The following is a 21,898-nucleotide window of genomic DNA, read 5'->3' as shown; positions in this document are numbered from 1 at the left end:
TTTTCTTTCTCGTATCATTTGAATAACTCCTATGAAATAAAATTCTATACTTTTAATTTTACTTCATAATTCAGTAAAAACAAAGACTGCTGACACTTTGTCAGCAGTCTGAAAGTGAACAGATTTAAATCTGTTCACTTTGAATATCAATGTATTTCAAATAGCCCTAAAATCTCTTCTTCAGTTAAAGACCCAAAGCTTTCACCACTAGACAACTCATCTCCCATTAACTGTGATATAAGTTTCTTCTTTTCTTCTTGAAGAGATAGAATCTTTTCCTCAATAGTGCCCTTAGCTATGATTTTTATAACTTCTACCACATTATTTTGTCCTATTCTGTGGGCTCTGTCTGTGGCTTGTTCTTCCACTGCAGGGTTCCACCAAGGATCAAAATGAACTACTATATCAGCAGATGTTAGATTTAATCCTGTTCCTCCAGCCTTTAAGCTTATTAAAAACACAGAGTTTGCCCCTTCATTAAAATCTTTAACCATATTCATTCTCTTCTCTGAAGGAATGGATCCATCCAAATAGCTAAAGGATATTCCTTCTGAGCTAATTCTCTTTCCTATATTCTTAAGAACAGATGTGAATTGAGAAAAGACCAAAATTTTATGTCCTTCTTCTATACTCTGGTTAAGAAGTTCTACCAAGGCTTCTATCTTTCCACTACCCCCTTGATAATCATTTATTAATACAGAAGGGTCTAGACATAGCTGTCTTAGTTTTGTTATGTAAGAAAGTATTTCTATTTTACTGTTTTTAAACTCATCTTCCTTTACCTTCTTTTCAACAAGCTCCACTGCATGATTAGCATAGATTCCATAAGCTTTCTTTTGCTCATCATCTAAATCTACTACTAGTCTCTTTTCTATCTTGTCAGGCAATTCCTTTATAACATCCTTTTTTCTTCTTCTAAGAATAAAAGGTTTTATAAGCCTATTGAGCTCATCTAAAACTTCCGGACCTTCATTAAGCCTTTTATGATATCTTGCACTAAATCTCTTTTCATCATATAAGTATCCTGGCATTATAAAATCAAATATAGACCACAGCTCAATAAGAGAGTTTTCTATCGGCGTACCTGATAGAGCAAATCTTGTCTTTGCTTTTATTTCCTTTACAGAAATAGCATTTTGAGAACGTGGATTTTTTATATACTGAGCTTCATCCAAAATGCAGTAATCAAACTCTATAGTTTTATAACTTTCTAAGTCTCTCTTTAATAGGTTATAAGTTGTTATAATCACATCATATTGTTCTATATTCTTAATTATCTCTTCTCTCTCTTCCTTTCCCCCATTAACAGCAGCCACCTTTACAGCGGGAGCAAATTTTTCAAATTCGCTTATCCAGTTATATATTAATGAGGTAGGGGCAACAATCAATGACTTACTTCCCTTATTAGATAATATAAAGGTAATGGTTTGAAGGGTTTTTCCAAGACCCATTTCATCCCCTAAAATCCCTCCAAATCCTAAATAGTCTAAGGCCTTAAACCAGTTATATCCTACCTTTTGATACTCTCTAAGATTCGCTTTTAACTCCGAAGGTTCTTTAACCTTACGCTTTTCTATATTTTTAAACTTATCTCTTATTTCTTTTAATTCTTTTTTTCCTTTTATATATCTAATGCTATTCTCCTCTAAATAGTTATCAAGGTAAACTCCTTTACTTTTAGATATTTCAATATGATTTCCCTCTATATCCTTAGAAGCAACCACATCTAAAAGCTTTAAAAACTTCTTAAGTTCTAACTCTTCTAAATCAAGGTACTCACCGTTATCTAATTTATAATATTTAAGATTATCTCTAAAAGCTCTTAATATATGAACAGTCTCCTCAGGTGGTATATCTCCTATTTTAAAATCCATTTCAAAATAATTATATTTACCTGCTTTAATATCTCCGCTAATCCCCTTAGTCCCCAAAGATTTTAGACTTTTAAAGTTCTCAGAGTAATATACCTCTCCTATTTGTTGAAGCTTTTCTACTTCACTTTTAAAGAATCTAAATATATAGTCATCTCCCTTTATTAGATAAAACTTACCCTTTATTTCCTCAAAACCTAAGATTCTAAGAGTTAAAATAACCTGCTGCTCCTTTTTAGAATCCCTATATATGATCTTTTCTTTATAATCCTCAAACATATTAAACTCAAAAGGTCCATACTTAACCTTCACCGTTAATGTAATATTTTTCTCTTCCTTATCAAAATAGAAATTAAACTGACACTGTTCCATTACTATCTTATCTTTTATAGACTTAGATAAAGTAACATTAGGTGATAAAATATGTAGTTCTGGAATCAATCTTCTTAATATAGTTTCCTCTTCTGAACCAGGAATAGTCACAACCTTAGCCTCGTTAAATATCTGCATATAAGAACTTATCTTATAACAAAACTCATAGTCTGGAAGGTATATTATTGTGCCATACAAGAAAACATCATTTTTAGAGCCTAAAGATACAGGCATTCCACCAGGCGATTTAAGAATATAATTACCCTTTATAGTCTTTAAATCAAAATCTATAGTTGGTTCCTCAAATAAAATCTCCGTTTCTACGGGTCTATAAAAAAATCCTTCATTTAAATAAACTCTATGCTTTCTTATAATCTCCAAAAACTCTCTAACCAGATATTTAGGAATTTTAATGTACTTTCCATCTACATTTCTATCTCCAGTTCTGTTAACGTATTTAAAGTTTCCCTCTATCTCCTTCAAAGTCTCAATAAAAGCAACAAGCCTTTTATCCTTTGTACTTAACCTTTGATTTTTTATATCAAAAGTGAAGTTTTTGCTGTATTTTATAGGAATATTATTATAATAAGCTAATAAAAACTGATTAATGTCCTTTAACATATAAAGATTACTTGAACTGATAGATTTAAGTCCTATTTTGAATTCTGCTGTAATGTTGTCATTCCATTCATTCTTATTTATGTAAACCTCTATTTTTATTTCTTCTTTATCTTTTTCATTCCCTAAAAGCATAGATAATACATTACTTTTACTTTTAAAAACCGTATCTACTTCAACATTGTCTCCCTTTAAAAGAGGATGACTAACTAATTCATCTAAAGCCTTATAAAAAGTTGCAACTAAATGCTTACAACAATAATTGTTTTTTTTAAACTCATTCTTTTCAAAATCTAAGCAACTGCAGTTGGTAGATAAAATACTTTTCTTTACTGCATCCATCTCAATTTTTGTATGATATTCATTAAACAGGTTCTCCGAAACCACATTGCCGTCTATACAGATTAAATCTTCTTCACTTGTGATATCTAAAGAAGAAATTAAATCATTATTAAGAATTCTCTGCCCTTTAGCATGGTTTCTTCCACTGGTTTCTTGATTAAATATTTGTAATAACATATCTTCTTTTAACATATTTTCTCCCTAGTATAGATAAACAACTTAATAATTGGGTTCAGCTTTTATCTTTAATTTGGACTTTATAATTTTATAATTATACCACAAAAAAACTAACAGTTCCTATTCCAAACATATTTGAAACAATAATACGTATTACAGCCATCAACCACCAACAAATGAGTTTTATTAAAGTAAGATGCACTTACTAGAACAAACTTTAACTAGATTTTACTTTATAAAATGTTAGCACATAAAGCTGGCCAGGCATGAAGCCTGCTCAGCTTTAGTCAAATTTTACTTTCTGAAATAGCATCAAATAATAAGACTGACTAAGAAAGTCAGTCTTTAAATATGTATATATAATGTCTACATTCTTGCAGGAATTATCTCTATCCAATATCCATCTGGGTCATTAATGAAATATATTCCCATTGGCTTATTTTCATAACAAATACAGCCCATATTCTTATGGAAATCATATGCAGCATCAAAATCATCAGTTTTAACTGCAAGATGGAATTCATTTTCCCCAAGGTTGTAGGCTTCAGTTCTATCTCTAAGCCAAGTCAGTTCTATTCTATGACCAGTTGTACCATCTTCCATAAATACTAGGATGAAGCTTTCATCATCATGAGTATATCTTTTAACCTCCTCAAAACCAAGAGCCTCCTTATAAAAAGCTACACTCTTATCTAAATCTAAAACATTAATATTATTATGATCAAAAGTAAATTTCATTTTGTGCCCTCCCGTAAAAATTATTTGCTAAGTATTAGTACCTATTATAAAATATATTTACCATAATTATCTTATAAAAACAAGCACTTTTAAATCTTCTAAATGTAAAACAAGGTAAAATTTAATTTATATAAAAGGTGGCACATTCATGAATAAATTTAATGTAAGAGTTAATTATCTCTATAATAGTGGATTTTGCATTGAAACTAAAAAACATCTTTTAATTTTTGACTACTACTTGGATTCAGTCAAATCGAACATTAAAAATAAAACTAGTGGAATCATTAGTGAAGAAGACTTAAAAACAAATAAACAGATAGTAGTTTTCTCATCTCACAGCCATGAAGACCATTTTAACCCTGTAATTTTTAATTGGGCCTTAATAAATTCTAATATTACATATGTATTAAGTAGTGACATTGAATCAATCAAAAACAGTGAAAATATTAAATATATGTCACCATATAACCAACTGAAGCTAAATGATTTAGTAATTAAGTCCTACGGATCTACTGACATAGGCATTTCCTTTCTTATTAATGTAGATGGTGTAAACTTATTTCATGCTGGTGATTTAAACTGGTGGCACTGGTGGGATGAAAGCCAAACTGAAAATGAAATGGCTGAAACAAACTTCAAAAACGAGATTGAAAAGATAAAAGGTGAAAAAGTAGATATAGCGTTTTTCCCTGTGGACCCAAGATTAAAAGAAGATTATTATTTAGGTGGAGAATATTTTATAAAAGAAGTAAATCCGAAAATCTTCATTCCGATGCATTTTGGTGAAAAATATGAAACAACAAAAATTTTTACAGAAAGAGTAGCTAACAGTCCGACAAAAGTTATTGAAATAACTAATAGGGGACAGGATATACTCCTATAACATATGAGACTAGATTATACTGAGCAAGCTAATTCTTCTACCAATTTTAAATAACTTCAATCCTTAATTAATTTAGAATTGAAGTTATCTATTCTTATAAAGTTCATGTTTATTATGATTTATTATTTAGCTTGCTCCACTCACTTCTTAGTATTCCATATAAATACATATCATATCTTTTTCCATCTCTATGAATAAACTCTCTATAAGTTCCTTCTCTTTTAAACCCTAATCTCTCATATAGCATTATTGCATCCTTATTGTATTCCAAAACATTTAGTTGGATTCTATGAAGATTAAGCTCTTCAAACCCAAATTCCATTGTAAGATTGAGAGCCTCCTTTGCAAATCCTTTTCCCCTATAATCTTCGTCGCCAATACCTATATAAATAATTGCAGTTCCATTATTCCATAATATATTTTCGAAACCAGTAACACCTATGAATGCCTTATCCTCTATAGTTCTTATAGCAAAAATAAAACTATCATTGGACTGCTCTGTAGAATTAATCATTTCTTTTAATTTATCCTTAGATTTAGGAAAAGCTGCTACCATATCATAAAATCTCAGAAAATAAACATCATTATACCATTTTTTAAAAGTTGATATATCTTCTTCATTAATGGATGTAAGCTTAACCTTTTCTCCTTTTAATAGATTCTTAAGCGGCATTTTATCCCCCCAAATTAAGCAAAATATTTATTATCAAATAGATATACAAGCTCGTGATTAAATTAAGAATTTTAGATAAAGTATTGCATACCGAGACTTTACCTAAAATTCATTAATGATTAAACTTATATACTAAAAAAACACTGCATGTAGAAGTTGTTTTTATGAATTAATTAAAGATTGAAATTATGTATCTTTAATTAGCAACAAAGTATAAATTTCTTTTCTAATTTTAATGGGTGATAAGACATTTTAGATTTTCTTAATCCTTCAATACCCAAGTCTTGTTCTCTATTTATTATATGTACATTATTAAAACATTTATCTATAAATGTTTTAGCAATAAAACTGTATATACCTCGTATATTCTTGTCTCCTTTTTCAATATGAATCACAGCTAGATCTTCATTCAGTTTTTCCCCTAAACTAAATGCAGATAATTTTTCATCAACATAAACAGCTATTCCATTAACCTTTAATATATTCATATTATTGACTACATTCTTTATTGCTTGAAGTTCATAATAAAGCTTACAGTCTTTTTCTTCATTTTCGTCATACCATTTTTCTGCTACTTCAATAACATCGTTAATTACTTTTTCACTATTTATTTCAACTACTTCATAATTATAGTTTTTAACAAAAAAATTATAATGATTCTTCTTTCCATGAAGCTTTTTACCTGCGAAGCTCATAAGCTTTTTTGCTTCATATAAGTAATCAAAATTATCTCTATCCTCTTTTATACAAATATCATTTATTTTATGAAATAAACCTTTAATTTCATGTATAAAGTTTTCTTCTAGATCCTTAAATAAATATTTCATATCATTCTCTTCTCTATACTTTTTTAGCACTTCAATAATTTCTCTTAGATTTTCCTTTGAATATCCCAACGGCTGCATAAAGTGATAATCACCTTGAAAATCTTTCTTTTTTATAATAAGTACATCTTTGTATATTGCATATTGAATATCACAAGCATCTTTCCACATATATAAAGTTAAAAAAGAATATTCACAACTTAAGAACTTATACGGATAGATATACTTGTCAATTATCCCCTTATCTTTTAAATCCAATTTTTTAAAATTCATATACTACTTCTCCCCAACTGTTATATTTAAAATTAAATTATAGAAGTGATTATTAACTTTTAATATACTTCTTATAATTTAAATTAATATTTCTTAATAATAGTTTCCTTATAATTTTACACTCCTTACTCAGTTTAGTAAATATATGACCTCTGTATGTTGTGTAAGTATACAACTTCGTAAACGATTGAAATTACTCATCTTTAATCATATTATTATATTACAAAAAAAGATTACTATTGCTCGTATTCAAAAATCAAATAAAAAACTGAGCAGGCATCTCCCATACTCAGCTTAATCTAAAAATTACTTTATGAATTTGATAATTGGATATGTGATGTTGTAGGAAGTTCACACTCTAAGTCTATATCCAACACCCCAAAGAGTTTCAATATATTGAGGTTCTGATGGATTTGACTCTATTTTTTCTCTTATTCTCCTAATATGTACTGTAACAGTAGCGTTATCTCCAATAGCCTCCAGACCCCAAATTCTTTCAAACAGTTCTTCCCTACCAAAAACCCTATTAGGATTTTCAACTAAGTATAGTAATAATTCAAATTCCTTTTGTGCTAAATTTACTTCAACACCATTTATAAAAACCTGTCTGTAATCTTTTCGAAGCTCCAGACCTCTTATTACTATATTATTGTTCTTTTGTTTGTCCCTAAATTTACTTTTTAATCTTTCATAATTTTGAAGATGAGTTTTTACCCTAGCCACTAACTCTCCTGGACTAAAGGGCTTTGTAATATAATCATCAGCACCAAGACTTAATCCTCTAATTTTATCAATTTCTTCTTTTTTAGCAGAAACCATTAATACTGGAATGTCTTTATATTCTTGCATACTTTTTAAAATGCTAAACCCATCAATTTTAGGAAGCATAACATCAAGAATTATTAAGTCATATTTATTTTCTTTTACTTCATTTAGCCCTTCCACTCCATCAGTAGCTATTATAACTTCAAATCCTGCAAGTTCTAAGTAATCTCTTTGAAGTTCCGCAATACTTAAATCATCTTCAACAATTAATATTTTTTTCATAACAATTGCCTCCCTCCCTTACTTTTGCAAGTGATATCATAATACTTGTTCCTTTATCTCCATGACTTACAGCCCATATTCTGCCCTTATGACCTTGTACAATTTGTTTCGCGATGGCAAGGCCTAGCCCACTGCCCTTTGTTTCATTCCTTGATGGATCTATTCTGTAAAACTTATCAAAAATTTTACTTAACTCTTCTTCATCAATTCCAGGTCCATTATCTCTAATCTCAACTATAGTACTTAAATTAGTTTCCCTAAGACTTATGACAATTTCACCTTTTTCTTTATCCATATATTTATGAGAGTTATCAATAATATTAACAATAACTCTCCTCATTCTTTCTCTATCAATCTTAATGAATCTTGAATCTTTTAAATCATTTTTTAAACTAATTAAAATGTTATTTTTAGCAAGTTCTAACTCTATTTCATCTATGCAATAATTAAAATATTGAATAATATCAGTTTTTTCGAAATTAAATGGAAGCTGATTTAGATCAAGCTTTGAGTATAAAAGCAAATCCTCAATCATAACATTAATATGTTCAGCTTTTGAATAAATGGTTTTTAAATACCACTCTATTTTTTCAGGAGTATTTGCTACACCATCTAAAACACCCTCTACATAGCCTTTTATAGAGGTTATAGGGGTCTTTAGATCATGAGAAATGCTGGATATTAACATTTTTCGATTCTCATCATACTTCATTTTCATATTTATAGAATCCTTAAGCTGTATCCTCATGACTTCAAAATCACGGCATAATTCCTTAATCTCCTTATCTCCTTCCTCAACAATTTCATAATGCAAATTCCCTCTGCTAATCTCAGAAACAGCATTTTTAAGAAGTTCTATTGGTTTTAGTATTCTTTTTGAGAAATAGTATGACATAATTCCATTAACGACTATAAATGATAGAATAAAAATAACTACAATAACTAAGATAAAGTTTTTAAATAAATTTGTTTCTTCCCCTATAGGCGCTAACAATATTATTTTCCCCTGAGTTCCATCTTTTAGATTAAACTCACATCCTTGAAGAATGTAATATATACTATTAATTTTTACAGTATCATCTAGGGATTGCTGATTTGCTTCTTCTATTGATTTTTCTATATCAATTTTATTAATATCCTTTGACGCTAATACAGCATTATGCCCTTTAGTAACTATATATTTACCATTAAAGCTTGAAAGTCTCTGAGATAAATACTCTTCAAATCTAACTTCTTCGTCAATTAGCAGATTTTCCTTTTGTATACTGCTTAAAATATTTGATAAGTTAGCTCGTATTACTGCAGCCTCTTTAAAATTGTTATAGCTTATATCTTTGTTAAAAAACCTTGAGGAAATAAAGAAAAATCCAATAGCAGTAATAGTTGTAATAATCAAAGGTATTACAACTATTACTGTGTTAGCTATAATTAAACGATTTTTTATATTCATTTCTCCACCTTAAAATTCTTTTTTATCAAATAGATAATAACTTATTGTAAATAATATTATACTATAGCTGCACATCATCATAAACTGACGTACAATTTTCCAAAATGGAAAAGTACTTATAATCCATAAGTTATACCAGCTCATCATAGATGTAAAAAATATACCTGAATAACGTGAAAAAATAATTTCAAGTCCTTTAAAAACAATGAAAAGGAGAATGGATACAAAAAACACGCCTACTCCACTTTTTATGATGTTTATCAAAAATACAATTATCATTGCAAAAACCATCATAGGCAGTAAGGTAACAAGATAACAAATTAATATTCTAAAAAACCCCTGTAAAGTGAAGGAATTTGAATCTAAAAGAAGCCCTCCTATAATTGAAAAAATCATTGAAAATAAAAGGTTTGCTAGTATAAAAATTAATATAGCAGTTAACTTTGCAGCAAAAAACTTTAATCTGGTAACGGGCCTAGTAAGTGCAATTTTCATTGTATTTTGAGAAAATTCTGCTGAGAAACTATCTATAGTAATAAGTGCAGTAAACAATGGTAAAATCGTTTTTACAAGTAAAGATAGTATAAGTATAGGGAATTCCATACTCCCTACTCCCCTCAGCCCAAAACTACTTCTCACCCCAATAACACCAAATTGTCCTATTACAATAAAAGCAAGTGATATTATTACTGCTACTAGTGCTTTCTTCTTTTTATATAATTTTTCTACTTCATTAATTAATGCTGCTTTAAATCCTCCCATTTCGTTCTACCTCGCTAATAAAATAATTTTCAAGTGATGCATAATTATTTAATATGTTTTTAGTAGTATCCACATTAAGCAACCTTCCATTATATAAAACACCAATACGGTTGCAAGTAAGCTCAACATCATGAATAAGATGGCTTGATATAAAAAAGGTTGTTTTCTCTTTTTTTGCAAGATTTTTTATAATATTTCTCATATCAATCATTCCCTCAACATCAAGACCATTCAAAGGCTCGTCCAAAATAATTACCTCAGGCTTAGATAAAATTGCTGCAGCAATTCCAAGGCGTTGTTTCATCCCCAGAGAGAACTTTCTTGGCTTTTCATCTTTATATTTTAATATACCTGTAAGTTCTAAAACTTCTTCTATCCTCTTATTATCAACATTATCATAAAATCTTGAGAATTGTTTTAGATTTTCAAAAGCTGTCAAGTATGGATAAGATTCAGCAGTTTCAATAATACACCCAACCTTTTCAATAGCCTTTTCAAAATCTTCTAAAACACTATATCCCAAAATCTTTACATCACCACTATCTGGTTTTATAAGACCAGTCATGATTTTCATGGCAGTAGTTTTCCCAGCTCCATTAGGACCTAAAAAGCCAAAAATATCTCCTCTATATATCTCAATGTTAATATCCGTTATTCCCCTACCATTTTTATATACTTTTGTAAGATTATTAATCTCAATAACTGTCTCCACAGGCCTTCCTCCTTTAATAATGGATTGAATTTTTGATGCAGGACAACTATGAAGCCTATTCTGTTTTAAATAGGTTTTGCTTCATAAAATAGTATCAAATCACAGGGGACACCTTTTAGATTATGTCCCCTTCATTAACTTAGCTATCTCTTCTATTATTAATCAAATACTCTAATGAATTCGTTATCCGTCATTAAGTTTGATCTTATACCATTATCAAAATTAAAGTATATTTTACCTGAATATAAATCAAAACTAAGGTTACCTTGTCCACCATTACCTAAAGCATCCGTATAATTAAAATTTCCATTATGGGTACTTTCATTAAATTCAGCATCAAACCTAAAGTCTTTTGCATCTTTTGCATATTCTTCATAGCCTTGTTTATACTGCTCATGATACCTTCCAGCAATATTCTTATTATCAGCATGAGCAATATCTAAAATTCTCTCACCAATCTTTTCGAACTTTCCACCTTTTTCTATAACAACATTACTCTTATAAGTTCCTACATACATTTGAAGGTTTTGCAGATTATTATAGTCCCTTTGAACAGACTTTACTACTTTCTTTCCTGAAAGGTCTTTTTTAGTAACCTTTGTTGAATCAATATCAGATATTTTTCCTAAAAGCTCAAAGGTTATATTGTGATCCTTACCGTCATCATCCTTACCTGAAAGCATCGCTGTTCCAAAAACACTTTGGATTATTCCATTCTTATCTACAACCATCTTTCCTTTAACTTCTTTAACAAATATATCTTTTGTAATTTTAGGCATCTTATTTTGATTATCTGTATTTTCATTCATCCCAAATGAATTCTTAAATTGAAAAGATGCTACAGCATTTACTAGAGCAGGAATCTGAGCTTCTCTTATAGAACCAGATAACTCTTTGCTTCCATCTGTCTTTTCAGAAACTACAACATTATCTTTAAGATTGCCTATTAAAGCATCAGCTATCTTTTCTATGTCCTCTGCATTTTTTTCTTTGAAAGGATTCGTCATAAACTTATATTCTAAGGGACTTGTATACTCAGTTACATAGTAAGTATCTTCTTTTCTGTTATTAGTAACAAGAGTATTTTTATCACGATAATAATAACGTTCTGTTTTATTGCTTCCATCAACAGTAGTTGTAACACTTTCAGAAGCATTTTTTGATATATCATACTTATTTACCGAATCTTGGGAAAATATTACATTATCATTATCCTTAAGTATAACGGACATATCAACAGTATAGCTTGAAAACTTACTAGTAAGGTTTTCTGCTGTATACTTTAAGGTATCTTTACCCTGTTCATATGCACTTTTAGAAGCAACTTCAGTCACTGCAGTGATAATAAATATTAAAGAACCTATAACAAGACTTGCAATTATTGCTGTTTTTTTTCTAATTTTCACCCTACCTCATCTCCTTTTAAAAATATTTAAATATTTTATAGATATACAACTTCATAACTGAATTGTTTAAGTATTAAAGTTATTTATCCTTAGAAAAGCTTTCCTTACTTCTATCTTAAAGTAAATATCTCTACTTTTTATAAACTAATTATAAACAAAATCTAAACTCTTCTTAGTATTTTTATAAAAAATCTCAAAAAAAAGAACAGCATATGCTGTTCTTTAATCTTTCTTAACTTAACTAATCATAATTTATAATATACAAATTTACTTTTATACTATTCCATCCCCGACTTTAAAGCTTCAGTCATAGAAATTTTATTGATCTTCTTTCTGCTTAAAACCTTAGATATCTCATAGGTAATATAAATCACTAAAAACCCAACCAAAACATAGGTATATCTTATAGTCACAGGAAAAGCAAAGTTCATACTCTTGGTTATAGAATTAAACATAGCACTTAAGGATGCTAGAAGGATCGGTACTCCTATAATATATCCAATGACAATTATAAAGGAGGAACTGTTTAATATAAGTGAATATACTTCCTTCTTTCTGTATCCAAAAACCTTCATAAGAGATATACTTTCCTTATTTTCTTCTATAATTAAGGAAGTTACAACATATATAACTATAAGTCCTATTATAAAAGACATAAAGGACATAGTGCCTACAGCATATTGCATTGGCTGAGTCATAGAATCAAAAGCCTTTTTAAAGTCATCAATGGTTGCAGCTCTTAATAACTTGTTTTCAGGAATACTAAGCTTATCCTTACTCCATAAACCCATATAGCTATTAACGGGATATTTTAGCATAGCATTAAATTTTGTAAGTGACATATAGATGTATTCCCCTACGTAAGTTTCAGCTATACTATCAACAGTTATGCTGTACTCTCTTGAATCAAGTTTATTGACAACCTGGATTGTATCTTGAGGCTTTACCTTAAGCTTATCTGCCAGAGGTTTTGTAATAATAATCTTATCAGTATTTAGCTTAGTTCCTGATTTATCTTTAAGAGAAATATATTTAGAGTCCGTGCTGATTCCATATACAGAGAAACCTGTTTTGTTATCTGACTTCAATGTAAAAGGTGATACTGAGAAAGCTTCCCCCTTTGAAGGTGTTCCCTGCTGTAAAGCGTTAAACACGTACTCGTATTGATACTTATATGCATTTTCATAAGTATCCTTCATTAAAAAGTCTATGGAACTCTTTGCTGCAAAACCATAAAGTAAAAGCATTGTTGCAAGAACAACCCCAAGTAAAAGAAATATGCTTCGTGGTATGCTTCGAAGCTGCTCTCTTACTTTAAATTTGGTTGAAAACTTAAGTGTATCAAGCTTTAGCTTTCTTTCAATAAAGCTAACTTTACCCTTTTCTTTTCCACCTCTCATTAATTCCACTGGAGAGCATTTAAGTGCCTTATTTACTACAAAGTAGCCGCAAATACTTAAAAAAATCACTGGCAGCAATATACTGATTACAATATACTTTATGCTAAAGCTTGCAGAATCTATTGGCATATTAAAATACATTACCATAAAGTTCAGCATAGGCCTTAAGGTAAAAGTCCCAAGTATAGTTCCTATTATTCCACCTGCCAGTGCAATGGATAATGGATACATGAGATAATGCTTCATAATCTCTCTTTTCCTATAACCTAATGCATAAAGAGTTCCAATAACTACAGGCTCTCTTTTTAGCATTCTCCACATAACTATCCCTGTTAGTATACAGGTGAGAAGCAGTATGGCTACGGGCATCGAAGAACTTACTTTATTGATACCATCGATCTTTGCACCCACATAGGTTACCCTTGGATTTTCACTAATATTGGTCCATTTAAAGATAACTATATTTTCACTTTTTAAGTAATCTTTAAATTGTGCTATTTTACTATCTACACTGTTTTTATCACCATTAAATTTAATAGAATAAGAGCTGCTACCCTTATTGATATTATTAAAATCATCTTTACTGATTACCGCTATTCCAAAGACATTGGGATCGTTCAATAAATCACTCTCTGATTTTATTGGATAAATATAATTTGGCAGTGACATAAATCCTGAGATTGTAAGATTCTGATTATATAATTTTATACTGTCACCAATTTTTAGCTCATTTGCTTTTGCATAGGCAGGATCAATAAGAATATCCTTACCACTCAATTCTTTTCCCTCAATAATTGCAGGTATATTAACCTTTGTATTTTCACTAAATATCCTTAGAGTTTTATCCTTAGAAACGGAATAATCAATTGACCTAGTTTCTTCTATACTCATATTGAACTTTGATTCTAAATCTTTAATATTATTCAGCTTCTTATCAGCAATAAAGCTTGCATCTTCCTGTACATAATTCTTTTCAAAGGAAGTCTTTATATTAGTCATATTACTTGAAAGTTGATTGAACATGGTATAAAGAAGACAGCTAATAATAATGAGCACTAATGAACCCAAGTATTGAGACTTGCTTTCCATCATGGTTCTCTTTATTTTTTTATTAATAACCATTACCACTCAATCCTTTCTGCTGGGATAATTGTTTTATTGATTACTTCATCTACAATTTCTCCACTTCTAACCTTATAAACCCTGTTAGCCATGCCACTTATGGCTGTATTGTGAGTTATCATAAGTATAGTTGTGCCAAACTCCTTATTAATCTGCTGTAATAGCTTTAAAATTTCTCTAGAGGTTACAAAGTCAAGCGCTCCTGTTGGCTCATCACATAAAAGCAATTTAGGATTTTTAACTACTGCTCTTGCTATAGAAACCCTCTGCTGCTCCCCTCCGCTTAATTCCCTAGGGAATCTATACTTCTTATCTAACATTCCTACTGCCTTTAAAACCTCATCTGTATCTAAAGGAGACTTGCTGATGTTAGAAACCACCTCAATATTTTCACCCACAGTAAGATTAGGTATTAGATTATAAAATTGAAATATAAAGCCTATATGCTCTCTTCTATAATCTGTAAGCTGATTATCCTTTAATCCAGTAACTTCTATGCCATCCACTGATACCTTACCTGAATCACTACGATCTATTCCCCCTATTATGTTAACTAAAGTTGATTTACCAGATCCTGAAGGTCCAAGAATTACTCCAATCTCACCTTTATCAAGATTCATTCCAACACCCTTTAGAACCTCCGTAGTAACTTCCATAGTTTTATAACTCTTTTTTAACCCCTCTACCCTTAAAAACATTTATTTCCCTCCTGTATTCCTTTTTAGCACTCAACAATTATCAATTGTTGAGTCTCCCGCATTCTTATTAGCACGTAACAATTATTAATTGTTACATCTCCTGCATCCCTTAAAAGTACATAAAGATTATTAATCTTTATGCCCCCATTCCATTTTTTATTAGTTCAATCATAGCTTTAATTTCTCTCTCGTATACTTCAAAGTCTTCATCTATAATGTCCTCGCCAGCTGTCCTTGCTTTATTCATGAGGTACTCCTTAATTTTTAATGATACTCCTGTGATAAAAAGAGAAAGTATTTTATCATCTATGTCTTTTCTAATATAGCCATTACTTTTGCCATCTTGAATCAGTTTAAGTAAATATTCATCTGAAACCTTCATCATGTAAGCCATAGATTCATCAGTCAAGCTGCTGTATTTACCTAGAAATACATCCTCAATAAAAATAACAATTTCCCTTTCATCCCTTAATTTAAGCCACATCTCCTTAGAGTTTTGATAAAAGAGATCAAAAATATTAATATCTTTATCTTTAATGTTCATATATTTATTGTATCTTTTCATAAGAAACTCCATAGACCACTGCACTGAAAATAAGAAAAGTTCCTTTTTATTCTCGAAGTACTGGTACATGCTGCCTTTTGAAACTCCAGCGTTTTTTGCTATATCACCTATATTACCTTTTTCAAAACCCTGATTTAAAAATTCACTTATTGCAGTTCTCATTATCTTCTCTTGTTTTTCTTCATTAAGATTAAAAAATGTTTCCTTTGGCATCCTATCACTCCTCGTGCCTTTGTTTATTAACATAACTTTTATACTTTTGTGTAAGTTCCAGCTATGTGACTCACGAGTCACATGACCCTATAGTCATATTATAAGACTTAATTTTTTAGCAGTCAATACAATTGTGAGTTCTCAAAAAGCTTAAGAATAGTTATCACAAGTTTGAGAATGATGCTCGTCATATAGTATTATGATAAATTTTATTGAAAAAAATGGATGTAAAACCTTTCTAGGTAAAACACCCATTTATAGTTATTAATATGTTTTTTATAATTTTCCTAACTATATATATCCGAAAACTCTATTTTGATCCTTTCTACCTTATCTTCACTTGTATAGATATTAAGTTCATTAAAGTTTTTATCCTCATGTACCAATCTTACAGGAAGTTCTATTCTAAACTCGCTTCCTTTACCCAAAGCACTTTCTAATTCTATAGTCCCATCATGTAAAACTACTAATTCCTTAACTAATGAGAGACCTATTCCACTTCCTTCTCTATTTCTAGATAAGGACTTATCTACCTGAACAAATTTTTCAAATATGGATGATTGTTTTTCAGTAGGTATCCCTAATCCAGTATCTTTGACAGATAGAACTATGCGGTTCTCCTTATCGTATATGTTAACTTCTATACTTCCGCCACTAGGGGTAAATTTTATAGAATTTGACAGCAAATTAAGGATGATTCTTTCCATGGCATCTGGATCAAATGCCATAACTTTTTCCTCTATTTCTGTATCAAAGATAATAGAAATACCTTTACTTTCAACATAATCAACAACTGATAATACAATGTTTTCTACTATACTTACTATATCATTGTTGGAAGACTGGGTAAAAAAATGTCCAGCATCAATTTTTGTTATGTCAATAAGATTACCTATGATTCTAAGAAGCCTATAGCAGTTTTGTCTCATTATACTTATGTACTTTTCTACACTTTCTTGTTCTTCATTAAATGCACTAGTTTTCAATTCTATAATTTGAAGAGCACTAAAAATTAAATTTAATGGTGTTCTAAGTTCATGAGAAATATTAGAGAAAAAATTGGTTTTTAACTTATCATAATGCATCATTTCTTGAATACGCTTTGCATTTTCTTCATTGTTCTTATGATCTGTTATATCAAGTCCAAATAAAACTAATCCTCTACGGGTTCCATCATCATTAAATAGAGGTATTCTTAATGTATCATAAACTCTATTAATACTCTCTTTTTTATCTGGTACGACTTCTTCACTTCTATACATAGTGCCTGTCTTCCATGCTTCCTCATCTTTATTCATCCAATTTGCTAACACATATTTTTCATGAATTGATAAATTAATTAATTCATCAATACTTTTATTTTGAAAATCTTTTTCACTAATGTTTAATAATTTTAAAACTGTATTATTTGCCTTAAGAAATTTATCCTCAGGACTTCTCATGTAGATTATATTAGGAGTGGAATCCATTACTGCATACAACAAACTCTCACTATCCAATAATAATCTTTCAGCAAGTTTACGTCTATATATATTAGCAATCACAAAAGCTAGTGCCAGTATAATAATAAATATAATACCAGTTATTAGATACAAAACTTGTGTTTTAGATATATTATAAAATTTAGAAGGCTGATTAACTATCTCTGCCCCCTTAGGCAAGGCGTTTAAGTCAATATGAAATTGTTTTAATTTATCATAATTAAATACATAGTTATGAGCTGAATCTTCAGTAACAGGAATATCAGATGGTTTCTCACCATCTAATACTCTTAAAGCTAATTTAGATACCTCTTTTCCTAAATTAGTACCATCAGTAATCATTCCTCCAATACTTTCTCTGTTAAGTTGTATATAGTATACAGAATACACAGGTATTTCAATATCTTTAAAGAGAAACTCTGTGCTCTTCTGAACGGGGATATCTTGTCCCCTATCATCCTTAACTGTTCCACCAAAATAAATAACAGTATCTTTAGGTAGATTATTTATTTTTTCTTTAATTTTTAGAATATTCTTCTGATCATAAAATAAAATGTTAACTTTATCTTTATATAAAGGAGCTAACGCTTTCCTTGATTCCTTATCCATATTATTATCAACTACAAATATTTGTTTAGTATTAGGATGAAGCTTCAAAGCAATATCTAAAGTGCTTTTAGTATCAGTACTCTTTACTATCCCTGTAAAAAGTGGGTGCTTACTAAGTATAGACTTATCAAAGTTTTGTACGCCACTAAATACAACAGGAGTATTTGGAAATAACTTATCTCCGTACTTTAGTAAAAAATAAAATGCATTGTCATCTAAACTAACTATTGCATCAAATTTAGTATCTGAAAAATTATATTTATACAACTCATAATATTGCGGCCAAGATCTTTCTCCTGAATCCATATATTCTATTTTTAAATTTATATTTTTTTTACTATCTACAAACTGTGCATTTATTGAAGATATAATTTCATCAGTCCATTGTTTTGATTCATATCCAGATAAAATAGTATTTTCACTTCCATAAGAATTTAAAATTAGCACATTTTTTTGATCTGTACTCTGAGCGAGAACAATTTTTGGAAATAAAAGAAAAAATCCAATAAAACAAATAAGAAAAATATATTGTCTTTTGTATTTATTATTTTTGAAAATAGTTAATCCCCCCTAAAAAACATAGTACTTTAATACTATGTTTTTAATTATGACCTCCAGCTGTTGCAGTGATACTAATATTGCAGCATTTCTCGTCCATAATACGTAAACTTAATAAAAACTTTCCTGTAGATCTATTATAAATTCACTGCTTTAACTTGTTTACTTTCCATATAACAAAGTTTTTCATTTTTATCTCTTCTTAATAATTTGTGTTATGAAATTATTAAGAAGGATATACTTAATAGAATTCTAAAAAGTATACCCTTATAAATTGGCATAGGTATAAATCTATATAATTTCATGGTTATGCACTCTTATTTTGTCAGTATTGTTATTACCCTATCAGTAAAAATATACACTACTTTCTTTCTACCATGTTTTATTGATTTTCTATACTCCCTCATCTACTACTTAACCAGAACAACCGCCTCATATGGCCTTAATGTTATCTCTTTTTTAGATTGATTATAATCAATATCCATATAATTAGATAAAACATTCTCTTTATATTCTATCGGAATATTATATTGTTTACTTGAAAGATTTGTAATAACAGTTATCTCAATGTCATTCAGTTTTCTACTATAAGCAACGATATTATCGTATTCTTTTAATGCAGGTTCTATAGCACCATAAACGATGACATCTTTATAGGAGATTGACTTACGTAACTTAATTAATTTTTTGTAATATTGATATAGAGAATTCTCATCATTGATTTGATTTTTTACATTAATTTCTCGATAATTGGGATTCACTTTAAGCCATGGTTTTCCATGCGTAAATCCACCATTTTCACAATCACTCCATTGCATTGGCGTTCTACCATTATCACGGCTTCTTCGATATACTACTTTTAGTGCTTCCTCTGGTGTGATTCCAGCACAAATGGCGCGTTCAAATTGATCCTTTGAAGAAACATCATTATACTCGTCAATCGAAGAGAAAGGACAATTTCTCATACCTATTTCTTCTCCTTGATAAATAAAAGGAGTTCCACGTAATAAGAAATACATAGTAGCTAATACCGAACCTAAGTAAAACGATAATTCTTTATTATTGCAGTCTTCATCCCTAAAATATTTATCTATGCTTCTTGGCTGATCATGATTTTCCAGATATAATGCTCCCCAGCCAACATCTTGAATGCTTAATTGACTATGAAAAATAGCTTCTTTCAAATCTTTGACAGACCAATCTGTTTGAGGATACCAATTACCATCAGGACTCAAATCTAAGTCTGAATAGCTAAAATCAAATATCATTGAGAAATGCCCATCATCTCCAATATATTCATCTAATTGCTCATATGGAACCCCTGGGGCTTCTGCAACCGTCATAGCCTCCATTCGTCCATATGTTTTTTCTTTTAATTCTTTTAAAAATACTCCGATTCCTTTTTGATTCAAACAAACAGATCCTAGACCTACTAAACCATCCTCTCCATCGGTTGGAAGACATGGATAGTTTTGATCCTTTTTTATAAAAGTAATTGCATCAAGTCGAAAACCGGCTACACCTTTATCCAGCCAATAATTAATCATTTCATAAAGTTCTTCTCTTAACTTTGGATTTTCCCAGTTTAAATCTGGCTGGGATTTATCAAAAACATGCATATAACAGTTATTATCTTCTGATCTTTCCCAAACAGAACCACCAAAAATACTTCTCCAGTTCGTCGGAAGCTTCTCACCATCTAGGTTCTTAAAAATATAATAATCTCTATAAGAACTACTCGAATCACTTATTGCTTCTTGAAACCATTTATGCTCACTGGAAGAATGATTTAATACAAGGTCTATCAAAATTTTAATATTATACTCTCTTGCATTTTCTAACAGTTCATCCATATCGTCCATAGTGCCAAACATTGGATCTATTGCATAATAATCAGCTACATCATACCCATTGTCTTTCATAGGGGATTTATAGAAAGGGCAAATCCATACTACATCTACTCCCAGATCTTTTAAATACGGAAGTTTCTTAGTAATTCCCTTTATATCCCCAATACCATCATTGTTGCTGTCATAAAAACTTTTTGGGTAAATTTGATAAACAACTGCTTCTTTCCACCATATTCTATTCATAATTTTTCTCCTTATAATTTAAGTACTTAGAAGCTTACTACATTCTAATTTTTATTTAAAACGAAACTTTAAAACACCTAAGTTATTCTTTTACTAATTATTTCTCTATAATGCTCTCTAACCTTTTTCCGCCCCATCTGTTACTCCAGCAACAATATATTTTTGCAGGAACAAAAATAGCAGAACTATTGGTATAATAACAATCAATACTGATGGGAAGAGCAATTCCCACGGATTTCCATATTGACCTGCTAAGTTTTTCGCATAGTACAATTCCAACATTAATGTCTTCTTTTGAGAATTTCCAAGTACTAGGAATGGAAGAAGATAATCATTCCAAATCCACACAGCATTTACAATAATTACGGTTACCGTTGTAGGCTTTACTAAAGGAAATATAACTTTAAAGAATACCTGAAATATGTTAGCTCCATCAATTACTGCTGCCTCTTCTAAAGAAACAGGTATACTTTTCAAAAATCCATGATATAAGAATACTGAAAGGCTTAACCCAAAGCCTCCATACATTAAAATTAAACCGCCTATGTTCTTTAAATGTAACTTTTCCATAAAGCTAATTAATGGATACATTACAGATTGGAACGGTATCAACATTGCTGCTGTAAACGCTAAGAATAAGATATTACTAAATTTTGATTTACTTCTAACCATTACCCAAGCTGTGAATAACGATATAATTACTATTAAAGTTACTGATGATACTGTAATCAGCAAAGTATATCCTACACTACGGAACAGATGAATCTGTTCCAAGGCATTTCCTAGATAAGAAAGATCCCAGCTTTTTGGTACTGAAAGAGGTGAACCAACTATTTCAGCTTGTCCTTTAAATGAATTAATAAATAAAAATATTAATGGAAAAAGTGTGTAAATAGCAGCGATAATCAAAGATGTATAAATTGTTCCATTTATAATGTTTCTTTTACTTTGCATTCTCTTTAAAGATTTCATTATGCTTCTACTTTTTTCTTTTTCATTATAAAGATTTAA

16 protein-coding genes are annotated in these 21,898 nt (G+C 29.9%); 1 reads left to right on the top strand and 15 read right to left on the bottom strand.

Annotation, left to right across the window (positions count from 1 at the left end):
* Positions 1 to 146: 146 nt before the first annotated feature.
* Positions 147 to 3,395 carry a DEAD/DEAH box helicase gene (locus CPJCM30710_RS07720; protein ID WP_212903592.1) on the bottom strand — a complete coding sequence of 1,083 codons (3,249 nt, stop codon included), beginning with the start codon at positions 3,393 to 3,395 and terminating at the stop codon, positions 147 to 149.
* A 351-nt stretch (positions 3,396 to 3,746) separates the two neighbouring features.
* Complete coding sequence (locus tag CPJCM30710_RS07715; RefSeq protein WP_212903591.1) at positions 3,747 to 4,118, bottom strand: VOC family protein; 372 nt, start codon at positions 4,116 to 4,118, stop codon at positions 3,747 to 3,749.
* Between the two features lie 148 nt (positions 4,119 to 4,266).
* On the opposite strand from CPJCM30710_RS07715, the gene CPJCM30710_RS07710 reads away from it, so the two are divergent.
* Entirely contained in the window at positions 4,267 to 5,001 is a 735-nt protein-coding gene (locus tag CPJCM30710_RS07710) for an MBL fold metallo-hydrolase (protein ID WP_212903590.1), read from the top strand.
* Between the two features lie 112 nt (positions 5,002 to 5,113).
* Here CPJCM30710_RS07710 and CPJCM30710_RS07705 read toward each other — a convergent pair whose 3' ends face one another.
* From CPJCM30710_RS07705 to CPJCM30710_RS07645, 13 genes are all read right to left on the bottom strand, one after another.
* The gene (locus tag CPJCM30710_RS07705) at positions 5,114 to 5,674 is read right to left on the bottom strand and encodes a GNAT family N-acetyltransferase (protein ID WP_212903589.1); all 561 of its coding nucleotides are present in this window, start codon (positions 5,672 to 5,674) and stop codon (positions 5,114 to 5,116) included.
* 200 nt (positions 5,675 to 5,874) lie between these two features.
* The gene (locus CPJCM30710_RS07700) at positions 5,875 to 6,771 is read right to left on the bottom strand and encodes a DUF2156 domain-containing protein (protein WP_212903588.1); all 897 of its coding nucleotides are present in this window, start codon (positions 6,769 to 6,771) and stop codon (positions 5,875 to 5,877) included.
* A 351-nt stretch (positions 6,772 to 7,122) separates the two neighbouring features.
* On the bottom strand, positions 7,123 to 7,818 hold the full coding sequence (locus CPJCM30710_RS07695) for a response regulator transcription factor (RefSeq protein ID WP_212903587.1): 696 nt from the start codon (positions 7,816 to 7,818) through the stop codon (positions 7,123 to 7,125).
* Positions 7,796 to 9,268: a sensor histidine kinase gene (locus CPJCM30710_RS07690; protein ID WP_212903586.1), complete on the bottom strand. Its 1,473-nt coding sequence runs from the start codon at positions 9,266 to 9,268 to the stop codon at positions 7,796 to 7,798. Before CPJCM30710_RS07690 ends, CPJCM30710_RS07695 begins: the two co-directional genes overlap by 23 nt.
* 9 nt (positions 9,269 to 9,277) lie before the next feature.
* Entirely contained in the window at positions 9,278 to 10,030 is a 753-nt protein-coding gene (locus CPJCM30710_RS07685) for an ABC transporter permease (RefSeq protein ID WP_212903585.1), read from the bottom strand.
* Positions 10,017 to 10,742 (bottom strand): ABC transporter ATP-binding protein, encoded by a 726-nt coding sequence (locus tag CPJCM30710_RS07680; protein ID WP_212903584.1) that lies wholly within the window; start codon positions 10,740 to 10,742, stop codon positions 10,017 to 10,019. Before CPJCM30710_RS07680 ends, CPJCM30710_RS07685 begins: the two co-directional genes overlap by 14 nt.
* A 158-nt stretch (positions 10,743 to 10,900) precedes the next feature.
* Entirely contained in the window at positions 10,901 to 12,148 is a 1,248-nt protein-coding gene (locus tag CPJCM30710_RS07675) for a hypothetical protein (RefSeq protein ID WP_212903583.1), read from the bottom strand.
* Between the two features lie 278 nt (positions 12,149 to 12,426).
* A complete protein-coding gene (locus tag CPJCM30710_RS07670; protein WP_212903582.1) occupies positions 12,427 to 14,670 on the bottom strand; it encodes an ABC transporter permease in 2,244 nt (747 codons plus the stop codon).
* Positions 14,670 to 15,368 (bottom strand): ABC transporter ATP-binding protein, encoded by a 699-nt coding sequence (locus tag CPJCM30710_RS07665; RefSeq protein WP_212903581.1) that lies wholly within the window; start codon positions 15,366 to 15,368, stop codon positions 14,670 to 14,672. Before CPJCM30710_RS07665 ends, CPJCM30710_RS07670 begins: the two co-directional genes overlap by 1 nt.
* A 136-nt stretch (positions 15,369 to 15,504) precedes the next feature.
* A complete protein-coding gene (locus CPJCM30710_RS07660) occupies positions 15,505 to 16,146 on the bottom strand; it encodes a TetR/AcrR family transcriptional regulator (protein ID WP_212903580.1) in 642 nt (213 codons plus the stop codon).
* A 287-nt stretch (positions 16,147 to 16,433) separates the two neighbouring features.
* Positions 16,434 to 18,683 carry an ABC transporter substrate binding protein gene (locus CPJCM30710_RS07655; RefSeq protein WP_246503491.1) on the bottom strand — a complete coding sequence of 750 codons (2,250 nt, stop codon included), beginning with the start codon at positions 18,681 to 18,683 and terminating at the stop codon, positions 16,434 to 16,436.
* Between the two features lie 521 nt (positions 18,684 to 19,204).
* Positions 19,205 to 20,887 carry an alpha-glucosidase gene (locus tag CPJCM30710_RS07650; protein ID WP_212903579.1) on the bottom strand — a complete coding sequence of 561 codons (1,683 nt, stop codon included), beginning with the start codon at positions 20,885 to 20,887 and terminating at the stop codon, positions 19,205 to 19,207.
* Positions 20,888 to 21,004: 117 nt separating this feature from the next.
* On the bottom strand, positions 21,005 to 21,859 hold the full coding sequence (locus tag CPJCM30710_RS07645) for a carbohydrate ABC transporter permease (protein WP_212903599.1): 855 nt from the start codon (positions 21,857 to 21,859) through the stop codon (positions 21,005 to 21,007).
* Positions 21,860 to 21,898 lie beyond the last annotated feature (39 nt).

It is taken from the genome of Clostridium polyendosporum (assembly GCF_018332455.1).
Taxonomy (GTDB): domain Bacteria; phylum Bacillota; class Clostridia; order Clostridiales; family Clostridiaceae; genus Clostridium_AY; species Clostridium_AY polyendosporum.
Note: the sequence above shows the minus strand (reverse complement) of the source record. Positions and strands in the feature narration are given on the sequence as shown.

Excerpts from the sequence above, each read along its gene's own strand:
- CPJCM30710_RS07720 (WP_212903592.1), bottom strand. The coding sequence starts at position 3,395 with ATGTTAAAAGAAGATATGTTATTACAAATATTTAATCAAGAAACCAGT.
- CPJCM30710_RS07715 (WP_212903591.1), bottom strand. The coding sequence starts at position 4,118 with ATGAAATTTACTTTTGATCATAATAATATTAATGTTTTAGATTTAGAT.
- CPJCM30710_RS07710 (WP_212903590.1), top strand. The coding sequence starts at position 4,267 with ATGAATAAATTTAATGTAAGAGTTAATTATCTCTATAATAGTGGATTT.
- CPJCM30710_RS07705 (WP_212903589.1), bottom strand. The coding sequence starts at position 5,674 with ATGCCGCTTAAGAATCTATTAAAAGGAGAAAAGGTTAAGCTTACATCC.
- CPJCM30710_RS07700 (WP_212903588.1), bottom strand. The coding sequence starts at position 6,771 with ATGAATTTTAAAAAATTGGATTTAAAAGATAAGGGGATAATTGACAAG.
- CPJCM30710_RS07695 (WP_212903587.1), bottom strand. The coding sequence starts at position 7,818 with ATGAAAAAAATATTAATTGTTGAAGATGATTTAAGTATTGCGGAACTT.
- CPJCM30710_RS07690 (WP_212903586.1), bottom strand. The coding sequence starts at position 9,268 with ATGAATATAAAAAATCGTTTAATTATAGCTAACACAGTAATAGTTGTA.
- CPJCM30710_RS07685 (WP_212903585.1), bottom strand. The coding sequence starts at position 10,030 with ATGGGAGGATTTAAAGCAGCATTAATTAATGAAGTAGAAAAATTATAT.
- CPJCM30710_RS07670 (WP_212903582.1), bottom strand. The coding sequence starts at position 14,670 with ATGGTTATTAATAAAAAAATAAAGAGAACCATGATGGAAAGCAAGTCT.
- CPJCM30710_RS07665 (WP_212903581.1), bottom strand. The coding sequence starts at position 15,368 with ATGTTTTTAAGGGTAGAGGGGTTAAAAAAGAGTTATAAAACTATGGAA.
- CPJCM30710_RS07660 (WP_212903580.1), bottom strand. The coding sequence starts at position 16,146 with ATGCCAAAGGAAACATTTTTTAATCTTAATGAAGAAAAACAAGAGAAG.
- CPJCM30710_RS07650 (WP_212903579.1), bottom strand. The coding sequence starts at position 20,887 with ATGAATAGAATATGGTGGAAAGAAGCAGTTGTTTATCAAATTTACCCA.
- CPJCM30710_RS07645 (WP_212903599.1), bottom strand. The coding sequence starts at position 21,859 with ATGAAATCTTTAAAGAGAATGCAAAGTAAAAGAAACATTATAAATGGA.